Below are 13619 nucleotides of genomic sequence, written 5' to 3'. Positions count from 1 at the left end.
GGTTGAGCCACCGGCCACAGAGCCGTGGAGCCGCAGCCGTACTCGAGACAAGGACGTCAACATGTCGGCATTCAGCAACACCAACTGGGACCGTCGAAATGTGCTGCGGGCCGCGATGGGTCTGGCCGCCGCCGGCGGTCTGGCCGCGTGCGGCGGCAACACCGGGCGCGCCGGTGGAGGCTCGGGCGACGGCCTCGTGCAGTACTTCCACGCGTACGGCGAGGCGGGCGTCGAGCAGGCGGTCAAGAAGTACGCCAAGGCCTACAAGGAAGCCAACGTCACCACCCAGTGGATCACCGGCAACAACTTCGAGCAGAAGCTGTTCGCCGCGCTGCTCACCAAGAACGCGCCGGACGTCTTCGAGTTCCACCCGCAGATCCAGCTCATCAAGAGCGGCCAGGTGGCCGACCTGACCGACATCATCGAGCCGGTCAAGAACGACTTCAACGCGGCCGACATCAAGTCGCACACGGTCGACGGCAAGATATACGGCGTCCGGATGATCGACGACCCGCAGTTCTTCTTCTACCGCCCCTCGCTCTTCGAGAAGGCCAAGGTCGAGGTGCCGACCACGCTGGAGGAGCTGGTCGAGGCCGCCGCCAAGCTCAAGACCGGCAAGGTCAAGGGCGCCTACCTCGGCAACGACCTCACCCCGGTCCAGCACAACCTGATCTGGTCGGCCGGCGCCGACACCCTCACCGCGGACAACAAGGCCGCCTTCAACACCGACGAGGTCGCCGAGGGCCTCAAGCAGCTGCGTTCCCTGTTCACCAGCGGCGACCTGCTCCTCGGCGCCCCCGCGGACTGGTGGGACCCGTCGGCCTTCACCCAGGGCCTGACGGCGATCCAGTGGTGCGGCATGTGGGCGATGCCCGCGATGATCGAGGCGCTCGGCGACGACATCGGCATCTTCCCGTTCCCGAAGGTCGGCTCCGCCGGCAAGGAGTCGGTCTACAACGGCGGCTGGTCGATGTTCGTCAACGCCAAGAGCAAGAACGTCGAGGCGGCCAAGGAGTACGTGAAGTGGCTGTGGATCGACCAGAAGGAATACCAGGAGGACTTCGCCACCTCCTACGGCTTCCACATCCCGCCGCGCACCTCGCTCGCCGAGTCCGCCACCAAGCTGAAGTCCGGCCTTCCGGCCGAGGGCGTGAAGCTGTTCAACGAGTTCGGCCACTTCGACAACATCGGCTGGACCCAGGCCATGATCGCCGCCGTCAACGACGTGATGGCGAACTCCGTCCGCAAGAACAGTGACCCCAAGGCCCAGCTCGCCGCCGCTGAGAAGAAGGTCAACGCAGAGCTCAAGAAGCTCTTCGGATAGGGCGCCGGACGGATCTCGACATGTCGACCACCACCACACCCGGGGTCGCCAAGAACCCCGCCCCGGCCAAGGTCTCCAAGGCCCGGCCGCGGCGGGGCCTCAGGGCGAACAGCACCTTCAACTTCTGGCTCTTCACCGGCCCGTTCCTGATCGGCCTGGTGATCTTCGTCTTCGTGCCCATCGGCTGGAGCCTGTATCTCAGCTTCTTCGAGGCACGGTTCACGGTCACGCCGAGCGAGTTCGTCGGCCTGGAGAACTACAAGCAGATCCTGACGGACACGGACTTCAGGAACTCCCTCGTCACCTTCACCGTCTTCGCGGCGTTCATCGTGCCCACCACGTGGGCGCTGTCGCTCGGGCTGGCGCTGATGGTGAACCGGCTGCGGTTCATGCAGGCGTTCTTCCGGTCGGTGTTCTTCCTGCCGACCGCGGTCAGCTACGCGGCCGCCGCGCTGATCTGGAAGATGTCCATCTTCAACGGCGTCCGCTTCGGCATGGCCAACACGTTCCTCGGCTGGTTCGGGGTCGAGAACATCGCCTGGCTCGACAATCCCGATCCGCCCTGGTACTGGCTGGTCATCGTGACCGTCCGGCTCTGGCTGCAGGCCGGTTTCTACATGATCCTCTTCCTGGCGGCGTTGCAGAACATCCCCAGGGAGCTGTACGAGGCCGCCGCCATCGACGGCGCCAAGCCGGGCTGGCAGACCTTCCGCTACATCACACTGCCCCAGCTGCGGGCGACGTCCACCGCGGTGATCCTGCTGCTGCTCATCGCCGCCTACCAGGCCTTCGACGAGTTCTTCATCCTGCTCGGCAAGGCCACGTGGGGCATGCCGCCCCTGGTCGAGCTGTACAAGATGGCGCTGGGCGAGAACCAGAACTACGGCGCGGGCAGCGCGGGTGCGCTGGTCCTGACCGTGCTCATCTGCCTCGTGACCCTGCTCCAGGGCAAGATCATGGGCTTCGGAAGGGGGGACGAGTCCCAGTGACCACCACAGCACCCGACGTCAGGAAGCCGGCGAAGGCCAAGCGCCCCGGCGGCGTCATGAGCAACACCGGTCTCTACATCGCGACCTGCGTGGCCGCCGTCCTCTTCCTCGTCCCGTTCTATCTGATCGTCCGCAACGCCTTCATGACGGACCCGGAGATCACGGGCGAGGAGTGGAAGTGGTTCCCCACCGACATCCAGTGGGGCAACGTCACCGAGCCGTTCGACGACGTCACGGTCGACTTCGCCCGGTCGATGTGGAACTCGCTGGTCGTCGCCGTCCTGCACACCACGGGCATCCTCCTGATCTGCTCGCTGGCCGGATACGGCCTCGCCCGCATCCCGTACAAGCACGCCAACAAGGTGTTCTACGTCGTACTGGCCACCCTGATGGTGCCCACAGCCGTGACCTTCGTGCCGAGCTTCGTGCTCGTCTCGTCGCTCGGCTGGGTGGACACCTACCGCGGTCTGATCATTCCGGGCCTGTTCAGTGGTTTCACCTGCTTCCTGTTCCGGCAGTACTTCTTGGGGTTCCCGAAGGAGCTGGAGGAGGCGGCGCGGGTGGACGGGCTCGGTTACTGGGGCGCGTACTGGCGTGTCGTCGTGCCCAACTCGCTGAACTTCTTCGCGGCGATCGCGACGATCACCTTCATCGCGGGCTGGAACGCCTTCCTGTGGCCCCTGGTCATCGGCCAGGATCCCAGCGCGTGGACGGTGCAGGTCGCCCTCTCGACGTACGCGACCAACCAGTCCGTCAACTACCACCTGATCTTCATGGCCACGGCCATTTCCATCCTGCCCCTGGTATTCGTGTTCCTCTTCCTCCAACGCTGGCTGGTCCAGGGGATCGCGCAGACCGGCATCAAGGGCTGACGCCCTCTTCTGAAGACCTGGAGACCGATGACTTTCCGCACCACCCCATCCGTCGACTACGTCGAGGACGTCTCACCGGGCAGCGGGGCCCTGCCGCCCCGCGCCTGGTACGCGGCCTCCGACGCCACGTCGCTCTCCCTCAACGGCAGCTGGCGCTTCCGACTGTCCGCCACGGCGGACGCCGAGGACGGCTCCTTCGCTCAGGAGGGGTACGACACCGGGGACTGGGCCGAGGTCACGGTCCCCGGGCACTGGGTCCTCCAGGGCGACGGCGCGTTCGGTTCGCCCATCTATACGAACCACCTGTACCCCTTCCCGGTGGATCCGCCGCACGTCCCGACCGAGAACCCGACCGGCGACCACATCCGCGTCTTCGACCTGCCGGCCGACTGGCCCGGCGACGGCGACGCCGTCCTGCGTTTCGACGGTGTCGAGTCCTGCGCCCGCGTCTGGCTGAACGGCACGGAGCTCGGCGAGTTCAAGGGCTCCCGGCTGCCGCACGAGTTCGCGGCCGGGCCGCTGCTGAAGCCGACGGGCAATGTGCTGGCCGTCCGGGTGCACCAGTGGTCCGCGGGGTCGTACCTGGAGGACCAGGACCAGTGGTGGCTGCCCGGCATCTTCCGTGATGTCACCCTCCTGCACCGCCCGGCAGGCAGCGCGGGCGACTTCTTCGTGCAGGCCTCCTACGACCACACCACCGGCGAGGGCACCCTGCGCGTCGACTCCGACGTCGAGGGGCGGGTGTCCGTACCCGCGCTGGACATCGATGTCGCGACCGGCGAGCCGGTGACCGTCCCCGTCCAGCCGTGGTCCGCCGAGACGCCGAAGCTGTACGACGGTGAGCTGATCACGGCGGGCGAGCGCGTGCCGCTGCGCATCGGTTTCCGGACCGTCGTGCTCGAAGACGGCCTGATCAAGGTCAACGGCAAGGCGATCCTGTTCAAGGGCGTCAACCGGCACGAATGGCACCCCGAGAAGGGCCGTGCCCTGGACCTTGCGACCATGCGCGAGGACGTGCTGCTGATGAAGCGGCACAACCTCAACGCGGTCCGCACCTCGCACTACCCGCCGCACCCGGCCTTCCTGGACCTGTGCGACGAGTACGGCCTCTGGGTCATCGACGAGTGCGACCTCGAAACGCACGGCTTCACCGAGCAGGCCTGGCGCGACAATCCCGTGGACGACGACCGCTGGACACCGGCCCTGCTCGACCGCGCCGCCCGTATGGTCGAACGCGACAAGAACCACCCGTCGGTCGTCATCTGGTCCCTCGGCAACGAGGCCGGCACCGGCCGCGGGCTGACCGCGATGGCCGAGTGGATCCACGGCCGGGACGACTCACGGCTCGTGCACTACGAGGGCGACATCGACTGCCGTGACACCGACATGTACTCGCGGATGTACGCGGGCCATGAGGAGGTCGAGCGGATCGGCGCCGGGCTGGACGGCGGCACCCACAAGCGACGCCAACTCCCCTTCATCCTCTGCGAGTACGGCCACGCCATGGGCAACGGCCCCGGTGGCATCGCCGACTACCAGCGGATCTTCGAGTCGTACGACCGGCTCCAGGGCGGCTTCATCTGGGAGTGGATCGACCACGGGATCAAGGACGCGCGGTTCGGCTTCGCGTACGGCGGCGACTTCGGCGAGGAACTCCACGACGGCAACTTCGTCTGCGACGGGCTGATCTTCCCGGACCGGACGCCGTCGCCGGGGCTCGTCGAGTACAAAAAGGTGATCGAGCCCGTCCGCATCGAGGGCGACGGCGCGGACGGCACCGTACGGGTGACGAACGCGTACGACTTCGCCGACCTGTCGGCGCTGGCCTTCGAGTGGTCGTACCAGGTGGACGGCGAGACGGTCGAGGCGGGCAGCCTGTCCGTGCCCGCGCTGGCGCCGGGCGAGTCGGCGGAGGTGAAGCTGCCGGCGCCGCCTCCGGCGGACGGGCGCGGGGCCGAGACGCAGTGGACGGTGCGGGCGCTGCTGGCGGAGGACACCGCGTGGGGGAACAAGAACCACGAGGTGGCCTGGGCTCAACTGCCGGTCGCTGGCCGGTCGTTGCCGTCCGTCGTGGCAAGTGACAGGCCCAACGCGAGCGAGCGGCTGATCTATGTCGGCCCGGCGTCCTTCGACGTACGCACCGGCGCGCTGAAGACGATCGGCAGGCTGAACGTCACGGACCTCCGTCTCGACGTGTGGCGTGCGCCCACCGACAACGACGAGGGCGCCTCCTGGCAGGACGACATCCGCTGGGCGCAGATGTGGCGCAAGTACGGGCTGCACCGCATGCGGCACCGCCTGGACGGCGTCGAGTTGGGTGATGACGCGTTGACCGTACGGACCCGGGTGGCGCCCGCCGCCTGGGAGGTGGGCCTGCGCACGGTGTACCGGTGGACGTCCGACGGCACGCGGCTGAAGCTGACCGTGTCCGTGGCGCCCGAGGGCGACTGGACGGTGCCGTTGCCGCGGCTGGGCATTCGCTTCGGGCTCGCGCAGGCGGACCAGGTGAAGTGGTTCGGTGGCGGTCCCGGCGAGGCGTACCCGGACACCAAGTCGGCCTCGATGTTGGGCCTTTGGCACTCCTCCGTGGACGAGCTGCAGACGCCGTACGTCCGTCCGCAGGAGAACGGCGCCCGGACCGACGTCCGCTGGGCGGAGCTCGGCGGGCTGCGGATCGAGGGCGACCCGGAGTTCTGGTTCAGCGCGCGCCGCTGGACGAACGAGCAGCTGGACGCGGCCCAGCACCTGACCGATCTCAACCCCAGTGACACGGTCTGGGTCAACCTCGACCACGGGCAGCACGGCATCGGCTCCCAGTCGTGCGGCCCCGGCCCGCTGCCGCGGTACTTCCTGCGGGCCGAGCCGGCGGAGTTCTCGTTCGTGTTCTCGGTGACCGACCCTCGGTGATCGATTAGTCCAACTGGACGGTCAATTAATCCATTGACCGTTTGATCGACATTCTGCGACGGTCGTGATGCGCCCGCGGCCGGTCGGCCCTCCAAGCCGACCGGCCGCAACTCGTTTACGAGGCAAGGGAGTTCACGAACTTGAGCGGAAGCATCGAGGTCCGCGGCCTGTCCCGTACCTTCCACACCACCGTCCGCCGCCCGGGCTTCACCGGCGCGCTGCGATCCCTGGTCGACCCGGAGCGGGTCGCCAAGCACGCCGTCCAGGACGTCACCTTCGACGTGGCGCCCGGCGAACTCCTCGCCCTGCTCGGCCCGAACGGCGCCGGCAAGTCCACCACCATCAAGATGCTCACCGGCATCCTCACACCGACGTCCGGCGAGTGCCGGGTCACGGGCGTGGTGCCGTACAAGGAGCGGGAGCGCAACGCCCGCAACATCGGCGCGGTGTTCGGGCAGCGCACCCAGCTGTGGTGGGACCTGCCGGTGCGTGAGTCGTTCTCGATCCTGCGGGACATCTACGAGGTGCCGAGGGCCGAACACGCCACCCGGCTCGGCGAGTTCGACGAGCTGCTGGACCTCTCCTCCTTCTGGGACACCCGAGTGCGCCACCTCTCGCTCGGCCAGCGCGTGCGCTCCGACCTCGCGGCGGCCCTCCTACACGATCCGCCGGTCGTCTTCCTCGACGAGCCGACCATCGGCATGGACGTGGTGGTCAAGGAGCAGGTGCGGGAGTTCCTCCGGCACCAGGTGGAACAGCGGGGCCGTACGGTCCTGTTGACCACGCACGACATGACGGAGGTCGAGCGGCTCGCCGAGCGGGTCGTCCTGATCAACCACGGCCGGCTCGTCCTGGACGGCAGCCTCGACGAGATCCGCCGCAAGTTCGGCTCGACGTGGCAGGTGCGGGCGACCCTCGCCGACGCGCACACCGACGTCGTACCACTGCCGGGCATGACACTGCTGCGGCAGGACGGCCCGCGGGTCGTCTTCGGGCCGGACGGACCCGACGCGCCCACGGTGCACCAGGCGTTGAAGACGGTCATCGAGCGGTACGAGGTGACGGACGTCGCCATCGACGAGGCGGACCTGGAAGACGTGATGCGGGCCGCCTACGTCCACGCCGAGGCGGTCTGACGTGGCCGTTCTGCACGCGTGGCGCGCTGCCCGCGTCACCCCCCTCGGTGAGCTGCACACCCCGCCCCGGATGACCGCCGTGCTGGTCCGGCTGGTCGTGCAGGTGGTGCTGGTGGCGTCGCTGTGGCACGGCCTGTACTCCCACACCGACACCACCGCCGGTCTGGACGAGAGCCAGGCGGTCACCTATGCCGTGCTGGCCGTACTCGCCTCCCGGCTGCGGGAGTTGGACCAGTACGCGGGCCGGGACACCGTGCTGCAGCACATGCACTTCGGCACCATCGTCTACTGGTATCTGCGCCCGCTGCCGCCCGAGCGGTACTACGCCCTGCGTGCCCTCGGTGAGCAGTTGTACGGACTGGCGTGGGCGCTGGGCGGATTCGCGGTCTGCCTCGCGTTCGGGGTGGTCGAACCGCCCCGGTCGGCGGCCGTGGCGGGGGTGTTCGCGGTCAGTCTGCTGCTCGGCCAGTGGGTGCTGTACTACGTGATGCTCGTCCTGGACCAGATGTGCTTCTTCACCATCCGCAACAACTCCGCGATGCTGATCCTGATCTTCGTGCAGAACCTGCTGTCCGGGGTCTACGCGCCGCTGTGGTTCTTCCCGGACTGGTTCCTCACGCTGAGCGGTTTCCTGCCGTTCCAGGCGACGCTGAGCGTGCCGCTGTCGATCTACATCGGCCGCATCCAACTGGCCGACGCGGGCGTCCAGTTGGCCATTCAGGCGGCCTGGGTCGTGGTGCTGGCGCTGTTCACCCGGTGGGTGTGGCGGCAGGCCGCGGCGCGCGTGATCTCGCAGGGAGGATGAGATGTCGTTGAAGGCCTTTCGCATCGCGTGGCGCATCTCGCTGCTCAACATCCGCGCCGCGATGGAGTACCGCACCGAGTTCCTGCTGAACATCGCGGCCGGCGCGATCTGGCAGGTGTCGGTGATCGTGTTCGCGACGGTGCTGCTGGCACGGTTCACCGGGATGGGCGGCTGGGACAGCTCCGACGTGCTGCTGATCCCGGCGATCCGGATGCTCGCGCACGGACTCTTCGTCCTGATCCTTGGGCGGCTGCACTTCATCGGCCGGCAGATCCAGGAAGGCATGATCGACGTCTATCTGACCCGCCCCATGCCGGTGTACCGCCAGGTCCAGCTCGCCTACTTCCCGACCAACGCGATCGGCGACCTGACCGTCGCGGCGGGCCTGATGGTGGGCGCGCTCAGCCGCAGTCACCTGGACTGGACGGCGGGCCGGATCTCGTACCTGATCGCGGCCGTCCTCGGCGGCATGCTCCTGGAGGCGGCCCTGTTCGCGGTCGTCGCCTGCGCCGCGCTGCGCTTCCCGGCCGCCGACTACTGGAGCCGCTGGCTGGAGGAACTCCTCGGCACCTTCGGCAGCTACCCCCTGAACGTCCTGCCGAAGGCGGTGGGCGGCTTCCTGACATACGGCCTCCCCCTCGCCTTCGTCGCCTACTTCCCGGCCGCCGTCCTCACCGGCCACGGCCACAGCACCGGCGTCCCGTACTGGCTGGCAGCGGCCTCCCCACTGCTGGGCGTCCTGGCGTACCTCGCGACGCGCGTCCTGTGGCGGTGGAGCCTGCGGCACTATGCGGGCGTGAACGGATGACCGACGCCGCCGCCCTCGGCTCAACCGGCCCGGTACGCCCGTAGGAACGCCGCCGCCCCGCGCGTGACCATGCGATCGGCCTCGCCCGGCGGCAGGGGCCGTACCCCATGGTGGGACCGCTGGACGACCGAGTGCGAGACCAGCGCCATGAAGTGGACACCGGCCATGGGTGCGCCGCCGTGCAGGTCGAGCAGTCCGGCCTGCCAGCCATGGCGCTGCCAAGCCGACGGCCGGAGCAGGCCCACATGTCACCCGGCGCGTGACCGCCGTATCGGCGTGAACAGGGCGGCGGCCGCGATCAGTACGCAGCAGCAGCCCGCGACGAGCGCGACGGGTGCCGTGCCCTGGTGCTCCGCGGCCCAGGTGAGGACGGCGGCGCCAAGCGGGGCCGCCGAGTACTGGAGGGTCCAGAAGGCCGAGGTGACCCGGCCCAGCAGGGGCTCGGGGGTCACTTCCTGGCGCAGGGACATCGAGCAGGTGCCCGCGACGGCGACGCACGCGAGGAAGGCCGCGGCGAGGGCGGCCACGACGGGGACGTCCTGTGCCCGGCCGAGCCCGGCGAAGGCGAGTCCGCAGATCGCGACCGCGCCCGTCCAGGTCGGCCCGAAGCCGAGCCGGCGGCGGATCCGGGCGACGAGCAGGGAACCGGCGATGGTACCGAGCGCGCCGCCCGCCATCACGGTGCCCACCGTGCCGTCGTCATGGCCGAGATCGTGCTTGAGGTGGTAGATGACCAGGTCGTTCAGGCCGAGGGTGAAGAAGCTGAAGAGGCACAGCAGGACGGTGAGCGACCGCAGCACGGGATGGCCGTAGAGGAAGGCGATCCCGGCACGCAGGTCGTTCCACAGCCCGGTTCGCTGCTTCGGCCGGTCGTCGTCGCCGGGGCGCCCCCGGAACCGTACGACGACCAGACAGGCCGCCGACACCCCGAAGCTGGCCGCGTCCACGCCGACCGCGGTGGCAGGCCCGGACCATGCGGCGACAAGGCCCGCGCACAGCGGCCCCAGAACCCCGGCCGCGGCGGCGGTCGCGTTCAACCGGCCGTTGGCTTCGGTGAGTTGCTCGGTACCGACCAGGCTGCGCACGACGGTGACATACCCGACGGCGAACAGCATCCCGACCGCCTCGCACAGCGGCAGCACCACATACAGCAGCCAGATCTGCGGTCCGAAGAGCCACACCACCGGGATCACCCCGTACAGCACCATCCGTACGAGATCACAGCCGATCAGCAGCTTCCGCCGATCCACCCGGTCCACCACGGCCCCGGCAAACACCGCCGCCACAACCGCGGCCGCCCCACCCACCGCCGTCAGCAGCCCCATCGCGGCGAGCGAACCGGTGGCCTGGAGGATCAGCAACGGCAGCGCGATCAGGGCGAAGGAATCACCGAGGACGGACAAGGTCTGCGCGACCCAGAACACCCCGAAGTCCCGGCTGCGCCACAACGGACGACCACCGACATCTTCCAACTCCGGCTTATGACTGTCGTGTTCGCCCTCACGCCGCGCGTCGTACGTCAAGCCGCCCTCCCCCTGAGACTCCGGCAACCTTACGTGACTGTGTTAGGCGAGCTCAGTGTGTGCTGCGTTGAGGAATGCGGTCTTGGGGGCCCGCAGGTGTTCCCAGATGCTGACGTCGGCGGGCTCCTCCCACAAGACGTCATTCAACGCCTTGACGTAGGCCCGGGCGCGTTGATGGAGATGCGGGCTGAACAACATCTGGATCATCCGTTCATGGATCCATAGGCCGTCCATGACATCTTTCGCGCCGGCGAACCACTCAGGCGTGGCAGCGCGATCCTCGGCGATCCGCTCGGCCCGCTGGGCGGTCTCAACGAACTCGCGCAGCAACTGCAGTTGCTCCGCACGGCGAGCCTCGGCCAGTTCCCTGGCCTGCCGTCTGTCCTCGTTGCGAATGGCCTGCCGCTGGGTGGTGAGCTGGGCGAGGTAGGACAGCCCTCCGCCGAGCCCCACACCTATCAAGGACGCGATCGACGCCCATATCTGTGGCTGCATGCCGTCGTACGTATCAGAGATCGCAGCCACGACAGCACCCCGCCGCACGAGCTGGAGCTCACTCCGGCTGGTGTTCCGGGCCTCCGTAGTCCGGGCTGGTGTAGTCCGGGCTGGTGTAGCTCGGTCTCGGGGTGCTGTCGTCCGGGCTGGAGAAACCGGGGCGGTGGTAACCGAGGTGCGGGATGCGGCTGGTCGAACCCGGCGGTGCCGGACGGTGCAGTGTCGGGACGGTGCTGGGATCGGCCAGTGCCTCTCGCAGGAACGGCAGGATGCCGCGTTCCAGCAGGGCCTCGCGCCAGGCTTCCTTGGCCCTGGCCACCTCCCCGTAAGGGCCTGTGTCGAGCGAATGCCTGCTGCGAAGAGCGGTGATCAGCAGCCCCACGGACACAATCAGTCGGAACAGGGGTGCTTCTCCTTGCTGGTCAGCAGACAGCTGCCGGTGAATACGGCGGGCCGACTGCCAGTCCGCGAACTTGGTGTAGACATCCATCGGAGACGACTTCGTCGACCACTCCTGCTGCCTGCGTTCAGTGATCCGCGCAGCACGGTGTCGGGTCCGGTACCTCGAAGGGGACCAGGGCGCCGCCGGCCGCGGGCATGGCTGTGAGGACCAGTTGACCGTCGTTCCATTGCGGGCGTACGTGATTCTGTGTCATCAGGCGGGCGTCGGGGGCCGGTTGGTCCGTCGCGCCCAGTACGGTCACCCGGTCGATCGCGGAGCGTGTGAGAAGCTCCGCGATCGTCAGGGTGCCGGTGAGCGACGAGACCCCCGGGTAGACCACCGCGCGGCCGGCCGCGTCGGGCGCGCCGCCCGTCACCTCGTATCCCTGGTCCGTGAGCCGCTCCTGGGCGGTGCGAAGGAGCGGCTGTGAGGGCAGGGTGAGGGACAGGGCGACGCGCGGCCGGTCGCCGCGCACCAGGTGCGTGCAGCCGAACGCACCCTCGGGGAGGGCGAGTTCGGCGGCCAGCGCGTGCAACAGGTGGTCCGCCGCGCGCAGGTCCTTGATGCCCGCGTCGACGGTGAGGACGTGCGGCGTCACGAGGGCAGGACCCACACGGGGTTGGCGTAGAACCACAGGTCGGCCCACGGGTCGGCGTCGCCGACGACGTCGATGGCCGGGCCCGCCGGGTCGACGGCCGCACCCATCGCGCCGACCGCGGACCGGTTGCCGTCGGTGCCGCGGAGGCGGACGTACAGCGGACGGTCGACCCGCCCGAGGTCGTACGTGAGCCTGACCGTGCCCGTCGACTTGCTCACCTCGTACGACTTCACGACCTTCGCCGTCGGAGCGGTGAACGTGTCCTTGTCCGCGGCCTCGCCCGTGACCTCGCCCTGGATGACGTCGACGCGCGCCAGCTTCGGCAGGAAGCCGGCCCAGTTGGGGCCGCCGGCCAGCGCGATGTCCACCGTCATGGTCACCCGCGTGCCCTTGCGGACATGCAGGGCGCCGCCCAGTGTGGCCCAGCGGTAGCCGCCGGAGACCCGGACGTCGAGGCCGCTGATGAGCTGTCCGTGGTCGACCCAGATGCGGCCCGCGCGGATGCCGTCCATGACGGCGGCGTAGGAGAAGCCGGCGGAGCCGACGTGGGTACGGCTGTACTGGCCGGGCCAGTAGTCGCCCTCGGTGAGGTCGATCTCACCCCGGTACACGGGGTCGGTGTGCTTGCCGTTGGCGAGGTAGTCGCTGTCCGGGCCGCCGCGCTTGGCGGTGTCCGTGTAGACGTTGTGGGAGTCGGAGTTGGCGGTGATCCACCAGGGCTTGCCCTCGGCGAGGAGGCTGTCCCACAGGCCGCCGACCGTGGAGGTCATCCAGTCGAAGCCGCCCCAGGTGCGGTAGCTCTCCAGCGGGTAGCCGGCGAAGGAGTTGGCGCTGGGGTTGTTGTCGTAGATGCCGCGGGCCCGGCCCATCCCGAGCGGCTTGGCGATACCGCCGGCCTGGTGGCCGGGGGCGCCCTCGAAGCCGACGGCCACCTGGTGGTCCCTGCCGGTGGCGTCACGCCAGCCGCGGATCTCGTGCGGGGAGTCGACACCGCGCCGCGCCGGGTGGTTGGCGAGCATCAGCGCGTCCTTGACCTTGCGCCGCTGGACCTGCTGGGCAAGGAAGTTGAGGCCGGCGATGGCGAGGGCCTCGTTGGCGGGGGTGGAGTCGGAGGCGCCCTTGACCGAGCCGTCGTAGTCGGTCTCGAACTGCTTCAGTACCGAGACCTCGTTCTTGCCCGGGTGCACGAAGACGGTGCCGTGCTCGGCGCCCGGGATGTTCCACTCCAGGCCCTGGAAGACGAGGGTGTCCTCGTAGGCGTCACGCGCGTCGCGGATGTCCGGGTTGACCTTCTCCACACCGATCTTGGAGTGGGTGACATTGCCGTGGTCGGTGATGACCAGCCAGTCCATGCCGTGCTTGGCGCCCTGGCGGACCTGGTCGACGACGCGGTACTTGCCGTCGTTGCTGTACTGGGTGTGGATGTGGTGGTCGCCGGCCAGCCAGAGGAAACCCTTCTTGGGGCTGCTGCCGAGGGGCGCGGCGGTAGCCGCGGCCGCCCCGGGGGGACCCGCCGTCCCCGCCAGCATCCGGCCGGCCCCCCGGCCCCCGCCGCGCAGGCCTGTACGGCGCATCCTGGCGGCGGGCGGGCGCTGTTTCGGGGGCAGCGTCTCCTCGGGGGCGGGGGGATCGAAGGCGGCGGGGCGCGCCGGGGCAGATGCTTGGACGGGGGCGCGGGCGGGGGGGGCGGCGTGGGGGGCGCCCGCCGCCGCGACGGCGG

At 69.0% G+C, this 13619-nt stretch carries 12 protein-coding genes and 1 pseudogene; 7 read left to right on the top strand and 6 right to left on the bottom strand.

The features are described from left to right. Window positions 1-61 precede the first annotated feature (61 nt). From KCH48_RS40860 to KCH48_RS40830, 7 genes are all read left to right on the top strand, one after another. The gene (locus tag KCH48_RS40860; RefSeq protein WP_210582709.1) at window positions 62-1324 is read left to right on the top strand and encodes an ABC transporter substrate-binding protein; all 1263 of its coding nucleotides are present in this window, start codon (window positions 62-64) and stop codon (window positions 1322-1324) included. 20 nt (window positions 1325-1344) lie between these two features. Further along, complete coding sequence (locus KCH48_RS40855) at window positions 1345-2313, top strand: carbohydrate ABC transporter permease (protein ID WP_210582708.1); 969 nt, start codon at window positions 1345-1347, stop codon at window positions 2311-2313. Beyond that, window positions 2310-3185 carry a carbohydrate ABC transporter permease gene (locus KCH48_RS40850; protein WP_210582707.1) on the top strand — a complete coding sequence of 292 codons (876 nt, stop codon included), beginning with the start codon at window positions 2310-2312 and terminating at the stop codon, window positions 3183-3185. Before KCH48_RS40855 ends, KCH48_RS40850 begins: the two co-directional genes overlap by 4 nt. Before the next feature lie 27 nt (window positions 3186-3212). Further along, window positions 3213-6092, top strand: a complete 2880-nt coding sequence (locus tag KCH48_RS40845; protein ID WP_210582706.1) for a glycoside hydrolase family 2 TIM barrel-domain containing protein — start codon at window positions 3213-3215, stop codon at window positions 6090-6092. Window positions 6093-6232: 140 nt separating this feature from the next. Then, a complete protein-coding gene (locus KCH48_RS40840) occupies window positions 6233-7228 on the top strand; it encodes an ATP-binding cassette domain-containing protein (RefSeq protein WP_210582705.1) in 996 nt (331 codons plus the stop codon). Between the two features lies 1 nt (window position 7229). Then, complete coding sequence (locus KCH48_RS40835; protein WP_210582704.1) at window positions 7230-8033, top strand: ABC-2 family transporter protein; 804 nt, start codon at window positions 7230-7232, stop codon at window positions 8031-8033. Window position 8034: 1 nt separating this feature from the next. Next, window positions 8035-8841, top strand: a complete 807-nt coding sequence (locus KCH48_RS40830) for an ABC transporter permease (protein ID WP_210582703.1) — start codon at window positions 8035-8037, stop codon at window positions 8839-8841. 20 nt (window positions 8842-8861) lie between these two features. Here KCH48_RS40830 and KCH48_RS40825 read toward each other — a convergent pair whose 3' ends face one another. The 6 genes and pseudogenes from KCH48_RS40825 to KCH48_RS40800 all read right to left on the bottom strand — a co-directional run bounded on the left by KCH48_RS40825 (window position 8862) and on the right by KCH48_RS40800 (window position 13506). After that, window positions 8862-9086 (bottom strand): TetR/AcrR family transcriptional regulator C-terminal domain-containing protein, encoded by a 225-nt coding sequence (locus KCH48_RS40825; RefSeq protein ID WP_307841088.1) that lies wholly within the window; start codon window positions 9084-9086, stop codon window positions 8862-8864. Window positions 9087-9089: 3 nt separating this feature from the next. Further along, window positions 9090-10364 (bottom strand): MFS transporter, encoded by a 1275-nt coding sequence (locus KCH48_RS40820; RefSeq protein WP_210582702.1) that lies wholly within the window; start codon window positions 10362-10364, stop codon window positions 9090-9092. 42 nt (window positions 10365-10406) lie between these two features. Then, on the bottom strand, window positions 10407-10889 hold the full coding sequence (locus KCH48_RS40815) for a hypothetical protein (protein ID WP_210582701.1): 483 nt from the start codon (window positions 10887-10889) through the stop codon (window positions 10407-10409). Window positions 10890-10917: 28 nt separating this feature from the next. Further along, window positions 10918-11253, bottom strand: a pseudogene (locus tag KCH48_RS40810) (hypothetical protein); the annotation flags it as partial. Between the two features lie 133 nt (window positions 11254-11386). Then, the gene (locus tag KCH48_RS40805) at window positions 11387-11914 is read right to left on the bottom strand and encodes a hypothetical protein (RefSeq protein WP_307841087.1); all 528 of its coding nucleotides are present in this window, start codon (window positions 11912-11914) and stop codon (window positions 11387-11389) included. Next, the gene (locus KCH48_RS40800) at window positions 11896-13506 is read right to left on the bottom strand and encodes a PHP domain-containing protein (protein ID WP_210582721.1); all 1611 of its coding nucleotides are present in this window, start codon (window positions 13504-13506) and stop codon (window positions 11896-11898) included. The genes KCH48_RS40805 and KCH48_RS40800 overlap by 19 nt, the downstream gene beginning before the upstream one ends. Window positions 13507-13619: the final 113 nt, after the last annotated feature.

This window comes from Streptomyces sp. GESEQ-4 (assembly GCF_017948455.1).
Taxonomy (GTDB): Bacteria; Actinomycetota; Actinomycetes; order Streptomycetales; family Streptomycetaceae; genus Streptomyces.
This window is presented reverse-complemented; position numbering and strand designations above follow the sequence as displayed.